Origin of the sequence: Azospirillum sp. TSH100, assembly GCF_004923295.1 — a bacterium.
Lineage (GTDB): Bacteria > Pseudomonadota > Alphaproteobacteria > Azospirillales > Azospirillaceae > Azospirillum.
Genome location: NZ_CP039635.1, coordinates 551907 through 577282 on the forward strand (window position 1 = coordinate 551907; position 25376 = coordinate 577282).

17 protein-coding genes and 1 pseudogene are annotated in these 25376 nt (G+C 70.0%); 12 read left to right on the forward strand and 6 right to left on the reverse strand.

Annotation, left to right across the window (positions count from 1 at the left end; translation table 11 throughout):
* The first annotated feature begins 410 nt into the window (after nt 1-410).
* From E6C72_RS15090 to E6C72_RS15110, 5 genes are read left to right on the forward strand one after another with little or no spacing between them, the layout of a single operon-like run.
* Complete coding sequence (locus tag E6C72_RS15090) at nt 411-3806, forward strand: AAA domain-containing protein (RefSeq protein ID WP_109083899.1); 3396 nt, start codon at nt 411-413, stop codon at nt 3804-3806.
* A complete protein-coding gene (locus E6C72_RS15095) occupies nt 3781-5124 on the forward strand; it encodes a hypothetical protein (protein WP_109083898.1) in 1344 nt (447 codons plus the stop codon). Before E6C72_RS15090 ends, E6C72_RS15095 begins: the two co-directional genes overlap by 26 nt.
* A gap of 25 nt (nt 5125-5149) precedes the next feature.
* Nucleotides 5150-7366: a hypothetical protein gene (locus tag E6C72_RS15100; RefSeq protein WP_109083897.1), complete on the forward strand. Its 2217-nt coding sequence runs from the start codon at nt 5150-5152 to the stop codon at nt 7364-7366.
* Complete coding sequence (locus E6C72_RS15105) at nt 7366-9027, forward strand: hypothetical protein (RefSeq protein ID WP_109083896.1); 1662 nt, start codon at nt 7366-7368, stop codon at nt 9025-9027. The genes E6C72_RS15100 and E6C72_RS15105 overlap by 1 nt, the downstream gene beginning before the upstream one ends.
* Before the next feature lie 9 nt (nt 9028-9036).
* A complete protein-coding gene (locus E6C72_RS15110; protein WP_109083895.1) occupies nt 9037-11619 on the forward strand; it encodes a hypothetical protein in 2583 nt (860 codons plus the stop codon).
* 199 nt (nt 11620-11818) lie between these two features.
* Here E6C72_RS15110 and E6C72_RS15115 read toward each other — a convergent pair whose 3' ends face one another.
* From E6C72_RS15115 to E6C72_RS15135, 5 genes are all read right to left on the reverse strand, one after another.
* The gene (locus E6C72_RS15115) at nt 11819-12322 is read right to left on the reverse strand and encodes a hypothetical protein (protein ID WP_109083894.1); all 504 of its coding nucleotides are present in this window, start codon (nt 12320-12322) and stop codon (nt 11819-11821) included.
* Nucleotides 12323-12543: 221 nt separating this feature from the next.
* Nucleotides 12544-13992: a site-specific integrase gene (locus E6C72_RS15120; protein ID WP_136700775.1), complete on the reverse strand. Its 1449-nt coding sequence runs from the start codon at nt 13990-13992 to the stop codon at nt 12544-12546.
* The gene (locus tag E6C72_RS15125; RefSeq protein ID WP_109083892.1) at nt 13989-16184 is read right to left on the reverse strand and encodes a hypothetical protein; all 2196 of its coding nucleotides are present in this window, start codon (nt 16182-16184) and stop codon (nt 13989-13991) included. The genes E6C72_RS15120 and E6C72_RS15125 overlap by 4 nt, the downstream gene beginning before the upstream one ends.
* 217 nt (nt 16185-16401) lie before the next feature.
* The gene (locus E6C72_RS15130; protein ID WP_158280094.1) at nt 16402-16692 is read right to left on the reverse strand and encodes a helix-turn-helix domain-containing protein; all 291 of its coding nucleotides are present in this window, start codon (nt 16690-16692) and stop codon (nt 16402-16404) included.
* A gap of 114 nt (nt 16693-16806) precedes the next feature.
* Complete coding sequence (locus E6C72_RS15135) at nt 16807-17202, reverse strand: hypothetical protein (RefSeq protein WP_109083890.1); 396 nt, start codon at nt 17200-17202, stop codon at nt 16807-16809.
* A gap of 656 nt (nt 17203-17858) precedes the next feature.
* On the opposite strand from E6C72_RS15135, the gene E6C72_RS15140 reads away from it, so the two are divergent.
* The 7 genes and pseudogenes from E6C72_RS15140 (at nt 17859) to E6C72_RS15165 (ending at nt 25059) form a co-directional block, all read left to right on the forward strand.
* Nucleotides 17859-18356: a hypothetical protein gene (locus E6C72_RS15140; RefSeq protein WP_109083889.1), complete on the forward strand. Its 498-nt coding sequence runs from the start codon at nt 17859-17861 to the stop codon at nt 18354-18356.
* A gap of 360 nt (nt 18357-18716) precedes the next feature.
* Complete coding sequence (locus tag E6C72_RS15145) at nt 18717-19271, forward strand: hypothetical protein (protein WP_136700776.1); 555 nt, start codon at nt 18717-18719, stop codon at nt 19269-19271.
* A 1000-nt stretch (nt 19272-20271) separates the two neighbouring features.
* Nucleotides 20272-20544 (forward strand): annotated as a pseudogene (locus tag E6C72_RS32705) (DUF4194 domain-containing protein); the annotation flags it as partial.
* A gap of 283 nt (nt 20545-20827) precedes the next feature.
* Entirely contained in the window at nt 20828-21004 is a 177-nt protein-coding gene (locus E6C72_RS32275) for a hypothetical protein (RefSeq protein ID WP_247875449.1), read from the forward strand.
* 10 nt (nt 21005-21014) lie between these two features.
* Nucleotides 21015-21449: an ATP-binding protein gene (locus E6C72_RS15155; protein WP_109083885.1), complete on the forward strand. Its 435-nt coding sequence runs from the start codon at nt 21015-21017 to the stop codon at nt 21447-21449.
* Between the two features lie 156 nt (nt 21450-21605).
* Nucleotides 21606-23654 carry an SbcC/MukB-like Walker B domain-containing protein gene (locus E6C72_RS15160; protein WP_109083884.1) on the forward strand — a complete coding sequence of 683 codons (2049 nt, stop codon included), beginning with the start codon at nt 21606-21608 and terminating at the stop codon, nt 23652-23654.
* 199 nt (nt 23655-23853) lie between these two features.
* On the forward strand, nt 23854-25059 hold the full coding sequence (locus tag E6C72_RS15165) for a Wadjet anti-phage system protein JetD domain-containing protein (protein WP_247875448.1): 1206 nt from the start codon (nt 23854-23856) through the stop codon (nt 25057-25059).
* On the opposite strand, the gene E6C72_RS15170 is transcribed toward E6C72_RS15165, so the two are convergent.
* On the reverse strand, nt 24999-25367 hold the full coding sequence (locus tag E6C72_RS15170; RefSeq protein WP_109083883.1) for a hypothetical protein: 369 nt from the start codon (nt 25365-25367) through the stop codon (nt 24999-25001). The genes E6C72_RS15165 and E6C72_RS15170 overlap by 61 nt on opposite strands.
* Nucleotides 25368-25376: the final 9 nt, after the last annotated feature.

Below are 25376 nucleotides of genomic sequence, written 5' to 3' on the forward strand. Positions count from 1 at the left end.
GACGCGCGCCCTTATCCCGCCATGGTCCTGCGGAACGGTCGGCGACCACTGGAACTCGCGCCATCGACGACACGTCGTGTGATCGGTCCCGAACGTGTGGCGGTGGCTTGACCCGGCGGGCTGCCGAGCCCGCTGCTCTGTTCCGCTCCGAAGTCGACGCTCGCATCGCGTCGGCAGCGAACCCGAAGGAAACCACAAGCGACGCCTCGGACGAGGCCTCGTAACCGCGACGCTTTGCTCCGAGTCATGTTTCATCCCTGAAACGTAATTTACGGTGCAACTCCTTCCTTAGTGGTGGACATGTCGTTCTCCTTATCTATTAGTAGCGAGGGGCGGACGCCCCTCTGGAGACCGGCCGCCACGAGAGCGGAAAGCGCATCGCACCGGCGCCAGGCAGGGAGAATGAGGCCATGGGAACGCCGATCGCCGCCGAGACCATGCCGCCGGCGGTCACGCGCTGGCGCGGCCACGCCGCGCCCGACGCCATCCGCACCGCCCTCCGGCACGCGCTGGAAGGTCGCCCGGAAGGCTTCGACCTCTTCCGCATTCTGCGCTTCCTTCGCGCGGCGCGCCTCGACGCCACGCCGGCAGCGGTCGCCGAGCAGCTCCTCGGTCTGCAGCGCGACGGTCTCGCCCGCGTCGCCCCGGACCGCCGCTGGACATGGATCGCAGGTTCCACCGCCAGCGCGCCGTGGCCGGACGGCGCCGACGACGCCCCGGCGGGCCCGGCCGGGGCCGACGGGCGCCGCCTTCTCGCGGTCCGCGGCACGGTCGCTCTGACCGACGGCCGACGCCACCCGCCGCCCGAGCCGCACGCCTCCGCCGTCCTCGAGCACGGCCTGGACGCCCTGCGCCGGCTCCTCCCCTTCTACCGGGAGTGCCTGATCCGAAACGAGTCCCGGGACACCAACGGGAACGCCGAGGGCTACGGCAAGCAGTTCCTGTTCTGCCGCCCGCCGGAGCGGTGGTGGCCCGAGCTCGGAAGCGAAGGACGCCTGCGGATCGAGCGGGCCCACCTGCCGGAGGCGTTCCTCGCCGGCCTGGCCCGGCGCAAGGCCGAACCCTTGGTGCTCTCCTACCCCGTCCATTACGTCCGGCCGCGCAGCGAGGACATGCCGCCCTTCGTGCTCCCGGTGGCCGCGGTGGCCTGCGGCTGGTCGCTGACGGCGGACGCCTTGGAGATCGTCATCCCCGCCGAGACTCCGCGGTTCGCCGCCGACTGGCTGAAGGACCAGCGCTTCCGGGGCCGCGACACCAGCGATCTCTCGCGCTGGACCGCGCTGGAGGACACCGAGGACGGCAAGGACGCGCCCTTCCAGGACTGGAGGTCGGTCGCCGAACGCGCGCAGATCTTCGCCGCCGCGGACGTGCGGGCGCCCATCGAACCGGCGCGTCTTGCCGATGCCCTCGACCTGTCCGACCGCACGGGCATGTACAACCTGCTGGGCGTCTTTCTTCCCTCGGAGCTGCGCTTCGCCCGCGGCGCGGCGCGCGAGATCGCAGAGATCGCCGCCTGGTCCGAGCACGACCTGTCCGCCACGGCGCTCGCCGCCGTGTTCGCCCTGGCGGCGGACGGAGCTGAAGGCGATCGCGTCGACGACGCCCTCCCGGCGCCGTCGGCGGCAGAGCCACTCGAGCTCGGCCAGGACCAGCTCGCCGCGTTGCGTGACGCGCTGCGCGGGCCGTTGACGGTGGTCACCGGTCCGCCTGGGACCGGCAAGTCCCAAGTCGTCGCGGCAATCATGGCCGACGCCGCGCTTGAGGGCCGCAGCGTCCTTCTGGCGAGCCGCAACCACAAGGCCCTCGACGCGGTGGAGGAGCGCATCCGCGCCCTCGTCGACGACAAGCCCCTCCTGACACGCGCCAACACCGACGAGGACTCTGTCGGCTTCAGCTTCGAGCGCGCCATCGAGTCGATCATGGCGCGCCCCGCCGCCTCCGGACGGCGCGACCGCCTCGCCGAGGCGCTCGACCAGATCCGCCGCCTGGACGGACTGCGCGTCGCGGCCTGCCAGCGGCTCGACGAGGTGGCGGCCGCAGCCGACGCCCTTGGCCGGATCGTCGAGGAAATCGACACCCTCGAGGCCGAACTCGGCGCGGAAACGGCCGGATGGGTGCTTCGCGCTCCGGCGCTGCCGGACCTCCACCGCACCCCCTGGTGGGCGCGCCTCCTGCCCCGGCTCCTCACGCGCCGCATCCTCATGCGCGCCGTGGCCCGCCTCCGCTCGCCGTCCGCCGCCGCGCCCGTCGACGAGGAACACCTCGAGCGCTGGCGCGCCGTCTGCGGGAAGGGGGCGCGGCTGCGGGCCGCGCTGGCCGAACGCGATCGCCTCGAAGCCAAGCTGCGCGCGTTCGACACCGCCGAACGGCCGGATCCGGCCGGATACGCCGCCGACATCCGCAGCCGCTCCGCAGCAGCGCTGCGGACGCTGGTGGACGCCCTGGCGGAGTGCGAGCCGTCCGACCGGGCGGAACTGACGGACCTGCGCGGGGAGGTCGGGCTCACCCAACGGGGCGGCGCCGTCGGCGCCGAGCTGTACCGTGACCTCTGGATGCGCGCCAAGGAGCTCATCTTCCGGCATTTCCCGCTCTGGGCCGTGTCCAACCTCGGCGTCTCCAGCAAAATCCCGCTCATCCCTGGGCTTTTCGACATCCTCATCATCGACGAGGCGTCGCAATGCGACATCGCCTCGGCCCTCCCTCTGCTCGCCCGGGCGCGCTCGGTCGTGGTCGTCGGCGACCCCGCGCAGCTCAAGCACATCACCAAGGTCGACCACGCGTGGGAGGCCGACGCGCTGCGGGCCGCCGGGCTGTACGCCGCCGGCATCGGCCGCTACAGCTTCGTCGCCAACAGCCTGTTCCATGTGGCCGCCGCCGCCGGCGGCCGACAGCACCTGCTGCGCGACCACTACCGCTGCCACCCGGACATCGCCGACTACATCAGCGACACCTTCTACGGCCAACGCCTGCGCCCGCTCACCGCGCCGGCGGCGATCCGCCCGCCGCCCAGCACGCCGCCGGGCTTCCATTGGACATCCGTCGCCGGTCCGATCAGCGCGGCGGCGAGCGGCTGCTGGTCGCGGGCCGAGGCCGACGCCGTCTGCGCGCATCTGCGCACCCTGCTGCTCGACCAGGGCTACCGCGGCTCCGTCGGCGTAGTTACGCCGTTCGTCGCGCAGGCCGATCGCCTGCGCGACCGTCTCGAGGCCGAGATCCCGGCCGAAATCCGCGACGCCGTCCGTCTCACCGTCGCCACCGCGCACAAGTTCCAGGGCGACGCGCGCGACCTCATGGTCTTCAGCCTCTGCCTGGGGCCGGACATGCCCCGCGGCGCCCGGGGCTTCGTGGCCACCACGCCGAACCTGGTGAACGTCGCCGTCAGCCGCGCCCGCGCCGTCTGCCACATCTTCGGCAACATCGAGTTCGCGGCGACGTGCGGCATCGGGCATGTCCAGGCGCTCGCCGCCCGCCGCACGCGCCGATCGGCCGATCGCATCGGCACCTTCGATTCGCCCTGGGAGAAGCGCTTCCATGACGCGCTGCTCGGGCGCGGCGTCGTCACGGTGCCGCAGCTTCCGGTCGCCGGGCGCCGCCTTGATCTGGCGATCGTCGACGGCGGCCGCATGATCGACGTCGAGGTGGATGGCGACCGCTGGCACCGCGACATCGACGGCAGCCGCAAGCAGTCCGACTACTTCCGCGACCTGCAGCTCCGGTCGCTGGGTTGGAAGGTGCTCCGCTTCTGGGTCTACGAACTTCGCGAGGACATGGAGGAATGCGTTGAACGGGTCGTACGAGAACTCTGACGGCGTCCGGGATCCGGGGGCCGGCGAGGCCGACCGGGCCCTCGCCGGGCACTCCCGTCTCTTCAAGACGGTGTTCGGCCTCGGCCTGCTCGGCACGCTCGGGCTCGCCGGCGCCGGCGCCGCCATCGTGTCCGACGGCGCCGCGCGCCGGGCCTGGAGCGAGCAGCGCGTCCAGCTCACCGCCCTCAACGAGGACCTCGTCCGCAGCCGCTCGTCTCTGGAGAAGGACATCGCGCGTCTGCGTCAGGAGAAGGCGGACGCCGACGCCGCGGCCGCGCGCGCCGGCGCCGAGGCCAAGCAGTTCGAAGGCCAGGTCGCCGAGGCGGCGCAGCGTCTCAAGACGTCACGCGAGCAGGAGGCGGCGGCCCGCGCCACGGCGACCGCCCTGGAGGCCGAGAACAAGCAACTCGCGCAGCAGATCGAGACGGCACGCCGCCAAGCGCAGAGCGCCGAGCGCGATCTCGACGGCCTGCGGCGAAGCGTCGCCGCCGCGGAGAAGGACGCGCGCGACGCGGAGACCCGGCGCAAAGCCGCCCAGGAGGCCGAGCAGCAGGCGGCCGCCAAGCAGAAGGAGGTCGCCGCCGTCCTGCAGGATCTGCAGCGCAAACGCGCCGATCTCGAGGACGCCGTCGAACGGGCCTCCAAGGACCATGCCGACGGCGTCGCCAAGCTCACCGCCGCGCGCGCGGAAGCCGGCGCCCTCAAGGTCGCGGCGGACACCGCGCGCGCCGAGCGCGAGCGCGACGCCGCGGCCGCCCAGAAGGCCCGCGAGGCCGCGGCCGACCTGGAGCGGCGGCGCGACGACGCCGAGCGCCAGGCCCGCGACGCCGAGGACAAGGCGCGCGCGGCGACCGGGCGCTTGGCCGAGACGGCCAAGAGGCTCGAGGCCGCGCAGAAGGAGCTCGAGGCCGCGCAGGCCGGAGCCCGCACCGCCGAGGGCCAGGCCGCGGAGAGCCGCGGCGCTCGGGAGCGCGCGGCCGAGGACCTCGCGCGGATGCGGGCGGAGGCCGACCGCCTGCAGGCCGTTCGCCAGGAGTTGGGCGAACGGGAGAAGGCCCTCGCCGCCGCCCGGACGGCGCTCGACGAGGCGGAGCGCCGCCGTGCCGGAGCGGCCGAGTCCGCGGCGCGCGCGGAGAGCCGCCGTCAGGAGGCCGAGAGCGCCGCGATCGCCGCCGAAGCCCGGGTCAGGCGGCTGGAGGAGACGGCGGCCAAGCTGACCGCCCCCCTCCAGGGCGCGTCGGCCCCGTCCCCGTCTCCGGCTGCCGGCGCGGCGGTGACGCCGGCAGTTGAGCTGCAACCGACCTCGCCCGCCCGCTGATCGCGTCGCCAAGGAGCGCTTCCCGATGGACCTCATCGATCCCGGCTTCACCCCCTACCTGTTCCTGATTGGCGCGTTCCTGGCCTTCGCGGCCGTCGTCGTCGGCGGCGTCGCGCTGTACGCCAACGGCATGGTCCTCAAACGCGTGCCGGCCGCCGCCTTCCTCGAGGACGTCGCGGCGCGCCTCGCTACCAAGCGCGAGGAGCTGAAGGCCGTCGCGATCTCCGAGGAGGAGCGGCGTCGGGAGGCCCGCGAGGCGCTGGTCGAGCTCGAGCGGGTCCGCGCCGCCCGCCAAGCCGAGGAGGAGCGTCTGTCGGCGATCCGCGTGGACATCGAAGCCTCGAAGGACGAGGCGCGCCGGGCCGAGGAGATCTCCGCCGAGCTGGCGGAGAAGTTCCAGCGCCTCGCCGAGGTCGAACGGGATCTCCAGGCCAAGGAGGAGCGCCTGGAAGAGCTCAAGCGCCGCGAAGCGCGCGTCGACGACGCGGAGGTGCGCATCGGCGAGATCGAGGCGGCGATCTCCGCGCTCGCCGACGCCCGGAGCAAGGCGCAGGAGGAGCTTGAGCGGACGAGCGGCGATCTGCAGGCAAAGCGCGACGAGCTGCAAGCGGCGGAGCTGGGGGTCGCCGAAGCGGCGACGCAGGCGGAGGCGGCCCGCAGGGAGCTGGAGGCGGCGCGCGGCGCGGCCGACGCCTTGGAGAACCGCATCGCCGAGCTCCGGCGTCTGGCGGACGCCGGAGGCGAGGAGGTCGCGGCCATCGAGGCGCGGGCCCGTGAGGCCCGGGAGCGCGCCGACGCGGCGGACCGGGCCGCCACCGTCGCCGAGGCGGCTGCCGCGGCGCAGCAGGCCCTCCTGGCCGACGCCGAGACGGCCGCCGCCGAGGCCGCCGCGGCGCTCGACCGCAAGCGGGAGGACATGCTCCAGGCCGAGCAGGCCGTCGCCGTCCTCCAGGTGCGAGCCTCCGCCCTCGAGGCGGAGATCCTGCGTCTCCGCGGCGAGCACGCCGGCGGCTCCGCCACCGGTGCGGACGGGACGCCGGCGCCTCTCGACCTCGAGCGGGTCCCCGAGTGCCTCGGCACGGAGGACGCGGACGGCAACGTCAAGCCGGCGATGGCGAAGCGCTTGGCGCGCACCGACGAACGCGACGCCCTGGAGGACGTCCGTAAGCATCTCGCGGCCCTCAAGCTCTCGTTCCCCGATCGGACCCTCAAGGCGTTCCACACCTGCCTCAAGGTCTCGCCGATCAGCCCCATCACCGTCCTCGCCGGCATCTCCGGCACCGGCAAGAGCCAGTTGCCGCGGCGATACGCCGAGGCGATGGGGCTGCACTTTCTCAAGGTCGCGGTGCAGCCGCGCTGGGACGGACCGCAGGACATCCTCGGCTTCTACAACTATCTCGAGAAGACCTACAAGGCGACCGACCTCGCCCGCGCCATGGTGCATCTCGACCCGGTCAACTGGCCGGACCGGGCGCGGCCGTTCCAGGGGCACATGATGCTCGTGCTCCTCGACGAGATGAACCTCGCGCGGGTCGAGTACTACTTCTCGGAATTCCTCAGCGGCCTCGAGGGGCGCCCGCTGCCCGGGACCGAGACCGCGGACCGCGTCCGCAAACTGAGCCTCCAGCTTGACCTCGGACGCATCGGCAAGGGCGTCCGCAGCCTGTACGCCGGCCACAACACCCTCTTCGTCGGCAGCATGAACGAGGACGAGTCGACCCTCTCGCTCTCGGACAAGGTGCTCGACCGCTCGAACCTCCTGCGCTTCCCGAGGCCCGAGGCGCTCGCCAACGAGCCGCCCTCGGATCATGACGCCGCCTTCGACGCACATCTCCCCGAAGAGCAGTGGCGCAGCTGGTGCCGACGGTTCGATGCGCTGCCCGATCCGGTGAAGACCAACGCCAAGGATTGGGTGCGCCGTCTGAACGAGGCCATGGACAGCATGGGCCGGCCCTTCGGCCATCGCCTGAATCAGGCCATCCTGTCGTACGTCGCCAACTACCCCGGCTCCGACGACCAGGGCGTCGCCCGCATCGCCTTCGCGGACCAGATCGAGCAGCGCATCCTGCCGAAGCTGCGCGGCGTCGAGCTTGCGGACTCGGCCGCGCCGCTCGAGAAGCTCCACGGCCTGATCGCCAACGACCTCAAGGACAACGAGCTCGCGAAGGCGCTCCGCGACGCCATGGCCGACGACGGCACCGGGCGGACGTTCAACTGGCGCGGAGTCCGGAGGACCGCCTGATGCCGGCTCTCCCCTTCCTGCTGACCGTGCCGTGGGGGCTCTACGCGGAAACGCCGATCCACGGCGCCGCGCCGCGCGTCCCGTTGCGCGCCGGCGCGCCGGCGCGCGCGATGGCCGCCCATGGCCTCATGCTCGCCGTCCCCGCCGCCGCGCGCGTGCTCGTCGCCGGCCGCCGCATGCGCATGCAGCAGGAGGGGGCGTCCTTCGACTGGGCGCGCGATCGCTTCGCGCTGTACGGCCTCCCGTCCGGGATTCGGCCCGAGGAGCGGGCCCTCACGCTCTCCATCGGGACGCCGGACGCGGAAACGGCGGCGTCCATCGAACTCGACGGCTATCTGCCGAAGCCGCCGAAGCGTCAGCCCGACGCCCCGGCCGCTGACGGCGATCGCATCCAGGACTTCATCCTGAAGGTGCTGTCGCGCATCCGCGAGGCGGAGACGTCGGAGGGCGAGCGCCCCGCCGCCGGCTCGGCCGCGTGGTCGCGCATCGCCACGGCCTGGACCGCCACCGAAGCGAACGCGCTCGACGCCCCCAAGGAGCTCATCGTCGAACACGCCGAAACCCACCGTCGCGTCCTGATGGAGGTTGCCCAGCACCCGCGTCGGGTGCTCGCCCGCGTGCGCCGCCTCATGCCCCTCGATCGCGTCCAGGAGATCGACAAGGGCTGCATCGACTGGCTCATCCGGCAGCCCGGGACGTCGATCGAGGAGAAGGCCGGGCCGCGCCAGGCGGTGCTCGGGATCGCCCGCGAGGAGAACCTGAACACCCTGGAGAACCGCGTCCTGAAGGACCTGCTGCGGCGGTCGGCGATGGAGGCCAACGGCTACCTGCGCGCCAACAGGCGCTACGCGGCCAGCGAGCGCTACCGACTGGTCGCGTCCTACGGCGGCCTGTGCCGCCGCGCCTGGCGCGAGCTCGAGGCGCAGGGCATCGCGGACCCCGCCCCTCCCGTCACGCCCAACTACGTGCTCCAGCACGACGCCCGCTACCGGTCGATCTGGCAAGCCTACCAGGAGATCCTCGGCGACGAGCAGCGCCAGGACGACACGTGGCGTTGGCAGCGCCGGCTGTGGAGCGACTTCGTTCGGCTTTCCGTGCACATCGCGCTCGGCCGGATCCCAGGATGCCGCCCCGTCGCGCTCAGTCCGTTGCGGATCCGACGCGAGCAGGGGCGCGGCCGGTGGAGCGATCTGGCCCAGCAGAGCGGACTCTTCCTGCTTCGTCGCCCTGGCCGCGACCTGGCGATCTCCGTCCTCGATGCCACGTTGTCCGACGGCCATCCGGCGCTTCGCCCATGGCAGCACGCGCTGGGCGCCACCATCGTCCTCGCGGTCGAGGACTGCGCGACCGGGCGCCAGGCCACCATCTGCGTCTGGCCGATCCATGGCACCGGGTCGGAGCCGATCGCGCTTTCGGAGTTCATGTCGTCCGCCGACGAGGCTCTGCGCGCTGTCGTTGAGGAGGAACGACGCTACCGGGATGTCCGAGAGGAGGTCCGCGGCCTGGTGATCCGCTCCACCCTCGACGCGGCCAACCCGGATTGGGGGCAGCGGGGCCTCGTCTACGGCCTCGCGATGGGACCGTCCGCGGAGATGATCGAGGAGACGATGGAGATGGGCGCCATGGTTCTTGAGGACGCCATCATGTCGTTGCGCTGGTAGGAGGCGGTGATGGACGGAAGCGTCATCGAAGATCGTTCGCCTCCCTCGGCGCCGGCGGTCGGCGTGGATCTCAACGGTGTTCGCGACCGCTGCGTCCTCGTCGGCGCGGGCCGCGAGGCTTTCGCCGGTCCGCCCGGGCCGATCGTCGTCCCGCTGGGCGGCACCCAGGTGCTGACCGGCGACGAGGCGATCGCCTCGTTCCATGGTCGCGGCTGGCCGTCGCCGCCCGAGGCCGCCAGCGCGCTCCCGCGCTTGCCGGTCCTCGGGATGATCCAACGCCTCGGGAGCCGCCATGCCGCGGGGACCCAGGCGCCGGACCTCGTCCTCGGCCATCACATCCGTTCCGTCGTTCCCCCGCGCGCGCGCAGCTGCGTTCTGGCGGTGCCGGATCTCCCGGAGTACGACGAGGACGTCCGCAACGCGGTCATCGAGTGCGGCGGGCGCGTCGGCCTCGACGTGAAGCTGCTGTGGCGGCCCGTCGCGGCGATGCTCGGGTGGGGGGAAGACGCGACGCCGGATGAGCTGGCGCGCCTGCACGACGCCGAGGCGCTCGTCGTGCAGATCCTGCCGGACGGCATCACGGCCACCGGCTTGCGGTTGGAGGTTTTGCCGCTCGACGGTCGTCCGGCGGTCGTGCCGGTGCGCCGGCGGGACGACCTCCGCGCTGTTGCCCGTTACGACGGCGCGGACCTCGCCACCCTGCTCCGGACCGCGGCGACCGCCGATGCGGACGGCGATCCCGGCATGGCCGGCCAGATCCTCTGGTCGACCGGGCGCTACCGGAATCCGCTGGCCGGCCTCGAGGCCGCGGACGGCCTCGTGCGCGGAACCGACGGGCGCTGGCGGGTGATCGACGGCGACGCGACTCTCCCCGAAGCCGCCGCAAGCGGCATTGTGCGCGCGATCCAGGCGTTCTGCGCGGATCACGCGACGGCGCTGCGGCGCGCGAGCCTCGTCGTCGTGGAAGGGCCGCTGGCCGCCGCCGTCTTGGGCGAGGGAGCCGGGGCGACCACCCCGCTGGCCGTCCTCGCGGACCTGATCCACGCCCTTCGGCCGGACGGGGCGGCGGTGGTGCCCGTCGCCCCGGAGCGCGGGCTCGTGGCCCTCGGATGCGCCGTCTACGCGCGCCGACGCGCTCTCGGGCAGACCGCCTACTTCGACTTCCTGCCCGCCATCGAGATCAACGCCATCCGTGACGGCCGGCACCGGTTCGTCCACCTCGTCGAACCGAGCGCGCGCGTCGAGGGCGGCATGACCTACGAACGGTCGCTCCTCGACCGCTTCGAGGTCACCGCCGGGACGGAGGAATTGGAGTTCTACCTGCTGAAGCAGGATGAGGCCGGAGCGCGGCACAGCCACGTCCGCCTCCCGAAGCCTCCGGTGTCCGACGTCCGGGTGGCCATCCACGTCACGCAGATGCCGGCCCAGGGGCATGCCCGCGTCGAAGTGCGCCCCGAGACCGCGGGGGCCCTCGGCGCGGCGCCGGTGCTTCTCGACTGGGGGTGCATGGAGGCGACCGCCGACGACCGGGACGCCATCCTGCGCCGTCTGAACGAGAAGGGAAGCTACCCCGCCGTCACCCCTCAGGAGGCACACCTCTGCCTCTGGACCTGGACCCGCGCGAGCGGTTCCTCCCTGAAGGCGGATCTCGACGCCTACCTTCGCATCGGCGCGCCGGACGCCGCCAACGCCATGGCCTACAAGAGGTTCCTGAGCGGCAGGCTGGAGAAGACCTTCGCGGTGCGGGCGTCCCCGATGTTCGCGACGGGTGGCGACGATCCGGATCGGCGGCCGTACACCTTGTTCTCGTCCGACGGACGAACGCCCTCCGCGATCGAAGACGACCCGGCCTGGACCCGTCCGCTTCGGGCGGCATTGGCCAAGCTCGACGCGGATTACGCCACCCTGCTCTCGGCGCCCGCCCTCTCGCCGACGCAGCGGAGCATCCTGCGCGCCTTGCGGAAGATCGCGACCTTCACCTTCGGCGCTTGCCCCCCGGCGGTCCGCGGATCGTTCCGGCGGATGTGCGCCAACAATGCCCCAGATGGCCGCGCCGCGATGTACATGGGGCGCGTCCTGCGCGACGAGACCGATCTCGCCGCCCTATTCGCGTTCGCGTCGGAAAGGGCGTGGCTCAGCATGAACTCTGGCAAGGCGCTGAATTCCGACATCGCGAAGGCAATGGCGGACGTCCTCGCCTTCCATGAGCCCGCCGGGGAAACACTTCAGCCGGAGCAGGCCAACAGGTTGGCGAGGTTCGCTTCGGCGATGCTCGACGAATGCGCGAATCATCAACGTCCGCAGAAGTACGCCGGAGCCTTGCGCCTCACCGCCTTCCTGCTACGCCATCGCGTGCGGCGGCACGACTTCCTGTATCCGGACGCGGCGGACAAGGAGACCTCGGCTCTCGGCAGGAGGGTCGAGAGCCAGTTGAAGGCGTTCAGGGAGAAGACCGCGAAGAGGTCTTACGGGCCTGAGCACGATGCCGCGATCGACGAGATCCTTGCTTTGCTCAGGCATCGCGGCAAGGGCCTTCGCATCGAGATCGATGACGAGGGTGGCGAGGACGACAATATCTTAATCAATGATTAGCAACCTCATATATACGAAACAAAGTCTAAATTTTCCTGTATTTTAAATGACGCATAAGAAAATTTACTGCAACGACATTGCCTTTATTGCGGGCCGAAATTGTAGATAAAATGTTGCGTGTAGAATTTATTCTATGAATAATTCGGAGTGCGCCCCACATAACGATAATCAAGAATGGAGGGCGCACCTATTTATTTTATTATTGCTCGGTTCTGGAGCGCGTAAATACCCTCGCAAGCGCCGCCCTGTGGTGCATCGTGACTGTCAGGTCGTTTCGCTGGGCGAAGTCGAGGACCGCCCCCTGCGTCCGGCTGGGAAGCCGTTTGCGGCGGACGTAGTCGCGGGCAACCTCGACTTCGGATTGCAGCAGCACCAAGGCCGCCAGGACTCGCTCGGGACGCTTGATCTCTCGACGAACGAGGTGAATCGCCCGCTGTACGACATCCCAATCGTGCAGGGAGTTGAAGCCGAAGACTTCGGTTCTGCACAGGGCGTCCTCCCTGACCGTCAGGGTGCCGAAGAAAGGATCAGGGGCGGTGAGCTGGTAGTCTCCATCTCCCCGATGGATGGAAATCCCGGACGGCACGCCGCGACCATGAAGATCAATCCACCGCTCGACGCCACGACGCGCGGAGCAATAGTAGTGCGGCAGGCGCTTGGACCAGAAGTACTGATCGAAGTACGGCTTCGCGATCGTGTTCATGAGATGATCCTCGCTGTTTCTTCGATCTTTTTAAAGGAGTACTGCATTCCGGAGAATCGGTGAAAATTCGGCACAGATCTTCCTCCAGCGTGGGAACCGGCTTTCCGCGACGAACCCATGCCCAGCGGTTTACGCTTCTCGAGAGAGTGGAAACCACTGGGCATGCCGGGGCGATCCACCAATAGCCGCCCCGGCATGGCCGACAACGCCTCCCCGTCACGTCACCGTCGCTTTTCGAGGCGGCCGAACAATGCGGCGCGCTCAACCCTCTCATGGGCCGTCAGGCCGTCCTCGATCCGCTGCTCGATCAACTCCTCGAGCGAACGCGCGGCGGCGACGGTGGAGGCCTGCTGGATGTAGGGCTCGCAGGATCGCGGGTCCCGGTGTCCGAGGAGCCTTGGAATGAGGTCGGCCTGTTCCGGGGCATGGTCGACGATCGCGGTTGCGGCGACATCCCGGAACAGATGAGGTCCCAGCCCCAGCCCGAATTCCTGCTCGGTGATGCCCATCACGCACTCGGTCAGGCCGTTGGGCGTGAGCGGGGAGCCGAAATAGCCCGGACAGGCCGACAACCAAAGAGCGTCTCCGGACTCTTCGGTGACGAGCGTCGGTCGCCAGAAGGCCAGCCAGCGTTCCATCGGCTCAATCATGCCGTCCGCCAACGGCTCCACCCGGCTGTCGCCGTTCTTGGTGTTGAGCCACATGAGACTGAATCCTCCGCGCGGCAGGCGGTCGATGAAGCCGCCGGTAATGGCGTCGTCCGGCGCCTCACCCAGGCGGAGTTCATGAAGATTGCGGCGGCGAACCGGGTGATGAGTCAGCATCAGGATGATCAGCCCCTTCTGGTAGAGCGCCGCTGCCCGCCGGGTCCGTCCGGTGGTCTCCGCCCGCACCATCAGCCCTCGGGCGAGGTCGCGGAGTTCGGTCACGCTTCTCATCCGTTCGGCCTTCCGACGGGCCTTTGGCGCCTCTTCGGCCTCCTCCTCGAGTTCGAAGGCATGATCCCGCAGCCAGCCCCAGTCCTCATCGGGCCACAGCGCGCGGGCCATCATGGCGAGGTTGATCGCCGTGCTCGTCAGCGTAGCGGCAGAACATCCCTTGCCGGCCTTTGCGGCGAGATAGGCCTCCACCTGCTCCGGCGTCACTGCCAGCGGCAACGATGCCGACCGGCAGAAGGCGAGGTACAGGCCCATGTCCTGCTCGCGCAGGTCGACCGTCTTCGCCGACCACTTCCGCGCCGGGTTGTCCTCCTCCGCATGGTCGCGCAGCGACAGCCTCCGCCTGCCCGTTCCCCGTGCGGCGGCCCAGGCGGCGCGGATCGGCGCCGGCCACTCCTCGACCAGCAGGCGGACCCGCCGACGCCGGCTGGTAGCACCCCGGCCCGGTCCGTCCGACAATTTGCGCGCCGGCGAGGCCATCCAGACCGCCCTCACGGCGCGCTCGACCCACAGATGGTCGCCGGCCGGATCGCGCTCCCGCAACGCGGCCGCCAGACCGTAGAGCAGTTCGCACATGTCCTTCGGGCGACTGGCATGCGTTACCGCCAGATGGGCGACGTAGGCCTCGAAGCGGCCAGGGTCGATGCCCGGCTGCTCCTCGCCGCACCACCGGCGATAGGCGTTCCAGCCGCGACGATTCCGGCGATTGTGGATGCGTTCGTCCCGCTTCACGACGGCCTCCATGCGGCTTTTGCCGTCCGGCGTGCGCGGCCGGGGGTGTGCGCCCGAATCCGATCGACCGCGGTCTCCAGCGCCGCCGCAGCCTGATCCTGCGACACACCGCCATACTCGTGCCGCCCCGCCCCATGATGACCGAGGAGGCGGCTGACCGTGTCCCGATAGCGCGGATCCTCATCCAGCAGCAGCTTGGTGGCGAGGTGACGCCACAGGTGCGGGTTCATGGCCAGGCCGGTTTCGCGCGCGACCACCCGCGAAATGAGCCCGGAAAACGGCGCCGCCCGCATCGGCTTGTCCTTGCCGTGACGGGGAAAGAGAAAGGAGTTGCCGACATCGCCGAGCAGCGGGCGGTAGTGGGTGCGATAGATGCTCAACAGCAGAATCTTCCAGGATTTCAGCACGGCGCGCGCAGGGATCTTCCCCTTGGTCTGCCGCGCCTCGTACGCGACGGCGCCATCGGCGTGGCGGGACAGCGGCCATTGCACGTTGTCGAGACGGGTGCCGCTGAGTGTCAGCACACGCACCGGCAGGCTATTGAGCAGCAGCACCCCCATCGCCGCCGCCGCGGTCAGCGCCATGCGCAGCGTGACCGGCGTTTCCCCCGCAGCGGTTCGGGACTGCCGTTCGCTTTCCAGATACTCCATCACCCGGATCGGCATCTCGTGCAGCGCACGCAGGTTCTCCGGGATGGCGAACTGGGCGAGCTTCCGCTGATTCTCTGGAGTCAGCTCACCATAGGTCTCGTGCTCCTCGCGGGCACAATCGAGCATCGGGAGAAGATCGGCGACCACCGGGGCGTCCTTCAGCGGCAGGCGGATGGCGGCCATGGCGAGGAAACCACAGGCATTGTGCAGAGTCTTGGCCGGCTTGCGCGGCATGTCCTCCTCGCCAGCGGGAACGTGCTTGTCACGGTAGGCGTCGTACCACGCAACGAACACCTGCTCATTGACGACATCACTGACGGCACTCAGTTCCTCCAGCTTCCTATGGCCATGGTGAACCGCCCAGGAGGCGAAGCGGCGGAGAAAATCACACATCCCCTCGACAGAGGCGGCGCGGAGCCGCTTGCGCCCGCCGTCATCCTTCTTCCGACGGTCATCGCCCTTGATGGCGCGGCTCTTCCGGGCCTCGGCCCTGGCGCGCAGCCCGGTCACACCGGGCTGGTAGCCGGTGCGCGCGACGGTCCGAAGGTCCTCGAGGCTGCGCTGGAAGGCCGGCGGGAACGCAGTCAGCGGGAGGCTGACCGGCCCCTTGTCGACGAGCCCGAGCGTCAGGTGTCGGCTCGGCCAGCCGGGTACGGTCTCCACCGCCTGGTTCCAGTAGCCACGGACTTGGCGGATCACAACGGTCAGATCCCCGCGACATCCACAGGCCATCATGCGATCGGCCACTGCGGCGGCGACGGCGGCGTCGACGGCGTCCGGGGCGATCCCCACCTCGGAGCAATGACGCATCAGGAAGGACAGCGGGCCATAGGCGCGAGGCACCGTCGTCCGCCACGCCGCCCACAGCGCCCGCCATTCCGGCGTCAGGGCGTTCGGGTCGCTCACCGGAGGCAGGGCCGGTCGCGGAGCGACGAGGTCCAGAGCCTTGCGCAGCAGCGACTTGACGTTCTTCACCGTCTTCCGGGATACCCCGAGCGCGGCATGCTGGTTGGCGAGCGCCTTGAGCTGCGGATCGAGCGACCGCAGGCTGGCCGGCAACTCGCCAGGCGGACGCCCCAGCCAGCGCGCGGTGCTGGTGATCGCGCTGACCAGCGCGGGCCGGTCGCTGTCAGCCACCAGGGCGGACGAGGCGACGACCTGCCGGAGATCCTCGAGCGTCCGAGCCGTTGGGCGGACGGCAGCGGCGACCTGAGGCCTGGGCGGCTGCGGCGGGGCCTGCACGATCGCCTGCGGCCAGCCGGGGACCTTCTTCACGGCAGCGTTCCAATAGGCCCGCACCTGCCGGTAGGCTTCCTTGCGGTCGGTCCAGGTTCCGGCGGTCGTCAGATGGTCGGCCACCGCGTTCAGCACGCCCTCGTCGACGGCGGAGGGCTCGACGCCATTCGCGCTGCACCAGCGCGCGGTGGTGGACAGCGGTCCCGGAATCGTGCCGAGCGCCGCGCGGGCGTCGCACAGGCGACGCCAATCCGGCGACAGGGCGCCCGGCGCATCGCGGCGGGGCAACGTGAGCGGTTCCGTCATACGGTCCTCCTGGTTTCTCCCGACGCGAAAGGCTTCGGGACGGCAAGGGGGCCGACAATGCGCGACGATCCACGACAATCCGCGACATCTACGCGCATTCGGGACAGGGGATGGGGGAAAAGCCCCCATTGTTTCGCACCCCTTGTCCCGAGCCGGCCCAAGTGATTGGAAAATCAGCGACAATCCACGACAATTGACGACCATCCGCGTCGGCGCATCAGCGCGGCCGGCGAGGCTTGGTCGAGGGACGAACGGGCTTGCCTTTCGTATCCCCGCCGGTGTTCCCGGAGGGGTCGGCATCGTTGGGCGTGAGCGCGGGCGGCAGCGTCACAGCCCCGTTCGCCTGTTCGAACGCCAGGAGCGACGCAGCGCTGATGCGGCGGGTGGTGCCGGCCAGCGTGGTGACGACGATGCGTCCGTCCCGCGCCCAGCGTTCGACAGCCCGCCGCGTCACGCCGTAGCGGTCGGCAGCCTCGTCGAGGCTGTACCAGAGCTGATCAAGAGACATCGGATCCTCCTCCTCTGTTGCGTCGGCCATATGGGGCCGTGGAGGGAGGAGGCGCCTGCAGGACGCCGATTTCTTCGACGTCCTGCAGGCATGTGGCGGCCGGGACGACCGGCGTCAGCGAAGGACCGCCACCCGTGCCTTGCGCGGGCGGTCATGCACCGTGATGGTGATCTCGAGGTGCTGATGGGGGGCGGCGAGGCGGCCACTGACGACGGCGGCCTCGGTCATCGCCTGAAGAAGGTCGAGAACCTGGGCCTCGACGGCGCGCTGTTCGGCCTGCCGGCTCAGGGCCGCGTCGAAGGCCGCTTCGTAGCGATCATCGGGGTCGTCACCCTCGTCGTCGACGTTCCGGTCCTGCACCCGGTCGCAGAGGCCCGCCAGTTCCATGATTTGGGACCGGAGCGCCTCGGACGGCGCCGGGCCGTCGAGCAGCGGATGGATCGCGCGCCCCAGGGCGGCGCTGCGGGTGATGAGCCGGGCGAGGGCCTCGAGCGATTGGGTGGTCGTCATGTTGCTCCTCCGCGATGGCCGCCGTGCGATACGGCGGGTCAAGCAGAGGGCTGACTGGCGGAGTACATCGCGTCGCCGCCGACCATATGGGGCCGTTCCGGCGCAGCGTCTCCGAAAAAGTGACGCCGCTCCCGCTGACCGCGGTTGCCGGAATCATCGATGACTCTTCGATGATGGCTCTGTCTCAACCGGACCAAGGGGTTGCGGACCGCTTTCGTCCGCCTTTGCCGGATTTCGTCCGCCGATGGCGGCCCCGCTCAGGGATGCCCCCGAATGGATGCCGGGATGACCCCGAACGAATGCCGGAACCCTCCCGAACAGATGCCGGGATCCCTCCGAACAAATGCCGGGAACCTCCCGAACAGACGCCGGAATGGTGTTGGCAACCGATTGATCGGACGTGGCTTTTCGCTCTCTGAATCAATGAATCCGTCGAATTGGAAGAACAAGGGAGGAAAGGCGACGCCCCTCGGCGAGGGGCATCGCGGGGCCCGCTGCGCGTTCTCCGGTGAGGAAATGGAGGGACGGCGAGGGATGCCGGAAACGGGCCGCACCCATATCCCCGGCGCACCGATGAGCGGAGGGGAAAGGATGGCGATGACGGCGAGTGCGGCGAACTGGAGCGCGGCGGAGACGCTTTCCGGAAAAGGCGGACAATGCCGGTCCGCCGGCTGTCCAGCCCCGTCCGCCGACGGACGGAAACCGCCCGCCTCACACTCGACGACCGGAGGACCGCGATGATCCGCGAGCGCAGGGGCAAGCGTGGAGCTGGCTGCCTTCAGGTGATCAGCGTCCGCTACGATCCCGCGATCGGCCGGAACCGGCAAAGGGTTATCGCCACGCTGCCCCTGGACGCCGACGGCCTGCCGTCACGCGTCGCCGCCGAACTGACGACGACCGAGCGGCGCAACGCCGAGGCCTTCTTCGCCGCCCGCAGCCATGACCTGCGCGAGAGACGCATTTTCGAGAGCGTCGCCGCCCTGGTGGTGCAGGGCCACAGGATCCGCGCGGCGCTGGCCGATCCTGGCGATCGCCCGATGGTGCTTCGGGCGGCGGAACTGTACGGCCTCGGCACCAGCCTAGTGGAGTTGGTCGGCGCGGCCACTGCCAGCGGGTTGCGTGGGCGGATCAGGGTGCCGGCCCGGCGCCGGTAAGGCGCGCAATAGAAAACTTCCGAGGTTGGGGGGAAGCCGAAAATCAACGGACCGACATATCCGCCGGCGCCGCCCGGCGTCCCGGATTGGAAAGGGAGGAAGCAACGACGGCGCAGTGATCGAACTCCGGCATGCTTGATCGCCGGAGCACAGCTGCCCACGGGCTCCTCGGCTCGAGGGTACGGACCGCGTTCCCTCATCATGGAAAAGGACATAGGCATGCTGGCTGTCATGGAGAATCGTCAACCGATGGAGCCCGGGCTGCCGTGCTACTGCATCGAAACGCTGGCCACGGCCTGTGCGAACAGCGCGCGCAATTGAACACATCCCCTCCGAGTGGTCCTCGATTATGATCGCGGGATGATGGTCGCGCTCTCCGGAGGCGATTGGCAGGGAGGTATCTACCCGAGCGCCGAGGAACGGCGCGCGTGGTTCGAGCACATTAACGGCGCCTATGTCAGTCGCGACGTGCTTCTCTGGTGGAGGCGCTACGCGCGCACCCTTGGTGTCCAGCTGAGCAGTGCCACAACGATTCTGATGCCGTCCGGCACGGCGACGTGTCGCCAGGTGCACCATATCCGGGAAAAGCTCCTGATCTCCATTCTGACGTATCTCCCGGAAGAGATGCTGGGGCGTTACGACACTTTTCTCATCAACCTGCTGATCGACGCACCGGAGACCGCCGGCACGGCGCCTGGTAAGCTCCGCGTGCAGTTCCGCGGCGACCGTCGGCAAATGCGTCTCCCCGACGCGGAAGGCGCGATCAGAGCCGTTCTCCAACCTCTCCTACCGGACATCGTTACACCGATCTTGGAAGGGGCGACGGCCTGCAGTATCGGTCTGCGCCTGCGCGTTCCGCGCGTCGCCTCTAACCGTGAGCTCGTGGATATGATCTGTGAGTTGAGGGAAATCTGAGACTGGCGTTCTCCAGCTTCGCAGCTTTCCTCGAGGCCCTCAGTGAGTTTCGACTGTCTTACATCGCCGAGGAGGTCGAACTGGCGAAGGCGCCCTTTACGGCGTGGGGGAGCCGGCGGACCGGGCGGCGAGGAGTCCCCCAGCGGGGTGGCCCCGGGGCCAGCGCCGCCATGGTCGGTAATGGTGGTTACCGGCCATCGACCCTGTCCCCCGCGCCGGCGGCCGTGCCGGGAGCTATCGCCGCCACCATTGACCAGGACAGGACGAAGGGGCAGGTCAGGAAGACCGCCGCCGGAGGCGGCCGGCGCGGCCGTGCCGCGAGACATGGCCGCGACAACCAATCCAATCGATGCTAGAATGGAAGGATGCGATTCTGGCCTTACGATCCCGATCAGCGCGCAGCCGAGAAGGCGGAGTCACGCCGCCGCGACGAGGAGGCTTTGCGCTCGGGCGCGGTCACGCGCGACGAGTTGCAATTCGTGAACGGCGGTTACGGGCTCTTTCGGCGGTCGACCCTCGTGCGCCGGCCGCCAAGAGGTGGCCGTCCCGACTCCGACACGCCCGTCGAGTCCTGAGTCCGACCCCGGTTAGGCCGCTTGGTGCCGCGGCCGGCCGATCGCCGGCGTCCCGCGGCGCCAGATGGCGCCGGTCGCCGCCGTACACCGCCCGCCGGCGCAGCGTCACCAGCGACAGCCCGTTGCCCGCCCGGTACAGATCCTTGAGCCAGCGGCTGCGGTTCTCGGCATGGCCCTGCGAGGGGCGTGCTCCGTTGGCGGCGGAGGCCGGCGGGCGGGACGAGGTGAGCGCCCGCGACATCCCACCGAAGGACATTGAGAAGTTCCTCGTCTTCTCGGCGCTGCGGGCTCTGCCCCATCGCGCGGATCCCGCTGCCCGACGGCTTCGAGATCGAGCACCGCGACGGTCTGGCTGAGAACGACTGGTTGATCGCCCGCGACTTCGTGCTTCGCCGTTCCCTCCCTTCAGCGCCGAGGACTGACCGATGCTGAGCGACCTGCAGACGCTTCTCGACCGGGCGACGGGCAAGGAGGCGGAGACGCTGGAGGGCGACCTGCGCAGCACCGTCCGGACCCTGTGGGATCGCCAGTTCATCTACGCCGATGACCACGGCGGCGCGACACCCTACGAACTAGCGCGACGGCACCGGACCTACCTCGAATCGCTGTTCGAAGCCATGGGCTTCGACCTCGTGATCGACGAGCGCGAGCGGCTGGTCGGCATCCTCGACCAGGACGGGGCCGCGCCGCGCACACTGAAACTAGACGAAGCGCTGTTTCTGCTGGCGCTGCGGGTCATCCTTCGCGGAGAGGATCGCGTCGTTCGACCTCAAGGAACGCGGCCGGTGCGACACCTCGCTCAGCGAGGTCTGGACGCTGATCGAGGAGCGGGCCCAACGCCGACGTCCGCCCCTCACCCGCTGCGTCGAGATCGCCCGCCGTTTCCAGCGCCGCGGTCTCGTACGCGCGCTGGACGACAACGGATAGGACGAGACGCTCGAGATTCGGCCCGCCATCCGTCTCGCGATGAGCGAGGCGAGCTTGGAGTCCCTGCTCCGCTACGCCCAATCCGTCGCGGAGGGCGCCGGAATGGACGCGGGCCGGCCCACCATTCCCTCCGGTCTCATCGACGCCGAGGACGACCGTCCGGACGGGGACGAACCGGACGACGGGCCGGACGGCGACGACTGCGTCCCGTTCCGCGACCACGAACCCTGAGAGGCCCGCGATGCCGGACAGCACGATCACGCCCCCGCTGGATGCCGGCGCGCGGGACGGCGCCGCGGACACCCGACGGCCCTCGTACCCCGAGCTGCGCCACACGGGGTTCGTGAACTGGTACGCCTTCTTCAAGGAGGACATCCGGATCGACGGGCGGACCGCCATCCTCGGCCACAACGGCGCCGGCAAGTCGGCGATCCTCGACGCGCTGCAGACGGTCCTCACCGGCAACGACCGCTCCCGCCTGCGGCTCAACGCCTCGGTCCAGAACGACGAGATCGCCCGTGTCACGAAGTCCCGGCGCAGTGTGCGCGACTACTGCCTGGCGCGATCGACGACGTGGAGACTGACAGCGACGCGGAAGGCGTCGCGTTCCTGCGTGAACAGGCGATCACCTACCTCCTCATGGGATTCCGCCGGACCGAGACCGGCCGCGAGGTAACGCTCGGTGTCTGCCTCGAGGCGCATCGGGAGATGGCGAGCTGAACCGCGAGAACGCCGAGCGCGTCCGTGCCGGCAAGCGTCTGCTGTCCGACCGGACGCTCGCCCTCATGCGTGCGCTGCGGGCGGCATCGAAGCGACCCCGCTTTGCGAGCGCGTGACGGACCTCGACGAGGGGTGGCGCGCCGCCGCCGAGACGGCGCTCGGCGATCGCCGCGAAGCCCTCCCCGTCGACCCCGACGCCTACGAGCAGTCCCTCATGACCTATCGCCGCCAGCAGGGCCTCGACGGCGCGATGCTCGTCAACACCACCAAAACCGCGGAGACGCGGCCGGCCAGGCCCGGGTCGCTGGCGACGGCCATCGCCACCGAGGATCGCCATCCGCGGGCTTTCCTGGACTACGCTTTGGGCGGCATCCTGATGGTCGATACGGAGGCCGAGCTTCGCCGCGAGGACGCCGCCATCACCCGGGACCTGATGTCCGCGGGCGGCCGCACGGTGCGCAAGTTGCGGGCGCCGGTCCCGTTCCTGCTCGGCAAGGTCGACACCCAGGGCATGCTGGACTCGGTGGAGGAGAGCCTGACCGAACAGCGGACCGCGTTGGAGCGCCTGCGCGGCGCCGAGCGCGCCCTGCGGGACGCGGTGGCGGAACTGGAGCGCCTGACGGTCCCCGTTCTCGCGGCAAGCCTGGCGGAGTTCGATCGGATCGCGCAGGACCGTGCCGACGCTGAAGTGCGACAGCAGTTCGAGGCCGCGCAAGACCGGTCGCTGATCGAGGCGATCCGCGCCGCCGAGGCGGATCCTTCCGCGATCGTGGAGGCCATCCGCGAGGCTACGGCGGAGAAAGGACGCATCGAGGGCACCCTGCAGGGTGTGCGCGAGGTGATCGGCGCGGTTGGGCGAACCATCGCGGACCTGCGGGACAAAGTGGAAGGGTTGCTCGCCTACGCTGATCACGTGATGGTCGCGTCGCAGGCGGCCGAGCGCAGGGCCGTGCTGACCGCGGACGGCGCCCCCGGGCGTCCCGAGTTCGACCGCGTGCTGATGGAGGAGGAATTCGCGCTGATCGACCACCCGGCTGACGACCTGCGGTGGCTGCCGGCCGCCCTCGAGCGCCTGGACGGTTACGTCCTGCTCCGCAGCGACAAGCGCCTCGCCGGCACCGAGGACGCCTTACTCGAATCCGTCCGGGCGTACCTCCCGCGCTCTGACCTGCCGCGCCCGGCGTGCGTGCCGGCGGCCCCTCTGGCCGACGACGCGGCGGGCGATGCGTCCGACGACGACCGGATGGCAACGATCGACGTGGTCGCCGCGTGGGTCTTGGGGGAGGACGCCAACCTGCGCGACAACGAGGTCGTGCGCAAGGAGGTCGAGACCGCCCATGCGCGGCTGGAGGCGATCCAGACCTTCAAGGAGGATTTCGTCGGCAAGATGCGCGGCGCGTTCGACGCGATGGGCGGGCTGCTCGCGGAGCTGAACCGGCAACTGCGCAAGCGCTCGTTCCACGGTCTGACGTCCCGCTTCGCGCGCCAGGAGGCGCCGGGCTACCGGGACATGATCGCGCTCATTGAGCGGTCGTCCGACCCGACCTTCGACATGCCGCTGTTCAACACCGCCCCCAAGGACGCCGGCGGTCTGGACGAGGAGAGCGCGCGGGCGCTCAAGCACTTGCAGGAGATCGCCACCGACCCCGACGCCGGCATCGGCGACATCGAGGACCCGCGCCGGTATTTCGAGTTCCGGCTCGAGATGCTGAACAGCAAGGGCGTGGTCAAGACGGACTTGGCGAGGCGCATCGGCACGGCGTCCGGCGGCCAGCTGCAGGTTCCCTTCTATGTCGCGATCGGCGGCGACCTCGCGGGGACCGCCTATCCGGATCGCAAGGGGCTCGACAGCGGAATTTCCCTGGCCCTGTTCGACGAGGCGTTCAACAAGATGGACGCCGCGGTGATCGACGAGGTGCTCGCCTTCAACCGGAGCATCGGCCTGCAGACGGTGATCGCCGCGCCCGATAAGGAGCGGACGACCTTCGAGCAGCTCATGGAGACGATCGTGACGATCTCCCGCATCGGCACCTCAGTGATGATCGACACGCAGCATGTCAAGGAGCTGGCCCGGGAGCGCTTCCGCTCGAAGAACCCGCGGCTGCTGGGCTTCGCGGCGTTCAAGGAGCACGCAGCCGGCGCGTCGGGAGGCGTCGGGTGACGGCGTCCCGCCCACCGGCGGTCCTCGACGGCCCGGCGCGCGACCTGCTGGGGCGCCCGCTGCGGCGGGGCGACCGGCGCCGGGACGGCGCGGCCGGGGCGGAGAAGCCGGACACGCACGGCTGCCGACCGGCCAGGACGAGGCGCGCTTCCTTAAGGCGCTCGCCGCGGCGGAAGCGGCCGGCGCCGTCGAGGTCCGCATGGGCAAGCACGAGCGCGCCCACCTCGTGGACAAGGTCCTGCTCGCCGATCTGGAGGCGCTCGCCGCGTTCCTCGGCGTGCGGCGGGCGACGGCGCAGGCCCGGGACCTGGGCGAGCGGATCCGCTGGCTCCTGCCGGCCGACGCCCGCTGGCTCGATGGGCTCGCCGAGCGCGCCTGCGGCCGCTGGGCGCGCGGCGACAGCGCGTTCGGGCTGGCGCCGTCGGACGAGGCCGGCATCGACCAGCGGTTCCGGATCCTCGCGGCGCTGGCGCGCGGCGAGGCGGAGGGCGCAGATCCGCGGACCTTCTCCGTGCGGGTGTTCCCGACGCATCCGAACGACGCCAGCAAGATCGTCGAACGGCACCGGGCCGGGCTGGTGCGGATGCTGCGCTCGGTGGCCCAGGCCGACGCCGACGACGCGGAGGCTGCCCCGTCGTCGGCTCTTGCGCCGACGACGGACGAGGGGCTGTCCGACGACGAACTCCTCGCCCGTTTCGGCCTGACGCGTTTCCCGGCCCCGATCTTCCTCAGCGGTCCGGTGACCGTCCGCTTCGGGAACACGCCGGAGGACGGCCTGCTGCCCGGCACGGCCCCGCCCTTCGTGGCCGTCCAGCGCGAATGGCTGGACGGGCTGTCCTGGAACGGCGAAGGCCCCTTTTCGATTCTGACGGTCGAGAACCTCACGTCCTTTCACCGCCAGGTGCGCGAGGCGCGGCAGGCGGACGTGTGCGTGGTCTACACCGGGGGCTTCCCGAGCCTCACCGTGATCCGGGCGCTGCGCCATCTGCTCCGCGCGGCCCCGACGCCACCCCGCCTGTTCCATTGGGGCGACGTCGACGTCGGCGGCGCGCGCATCGCCGGACATCTGGAGGACAGCCTCGGGGCCGCGGTCGTTCCGCACCTGATGGACGCATCGACCGTGCGCCGCTTCGGGCGTGCCGGGCGCACGGGCGACGTGACAGCGCTCAGCCGGCGCCCCGGAGCGGTCGGGATCATCGCCCGGACGATTGTGGAAACCGGCCTCCTGCTCGAGCAGGAGGCCGTGGATCCAGTGCCCGTTGGCAACGCCTCCGGGAGCGCGTCCTGTCAGAGCGGCAGGCAGCGTCCGGCATCATCCACAAAGGGAAAGGGTGACCGATCTCGCTATTCGCCCGGCGCCGGATCGCGTTCCGGCACCAGCGGAGCGAAAGTCCAGGATGCGTAGCCCCGGCGATCGAGATAGTGTTTGCGGGCGAGGATTTCCGCCAACTCGTGCCCGCTGATCTCATCCTTCTCCACGCGACGGGCCAGCCTGAGGAGCGCCTTGGTCAACTCGAGCGATTTGCCCATCGCCTGATTCAACCCCTCGAGCATTGCTTCGAGCGACTCTTCCTGTTTTGCCAGCGGCACCGCCGTCCGATAGACAGCCAGCATGGCATCAGCGACGGCTTCACCCACCTTCTTCAGCGATTCCACGTCACGCTTCAGCGTGGCGACGAGGATCATGCACTCCGTGTCGATCGTGTCGGTCATGCGTTCCGT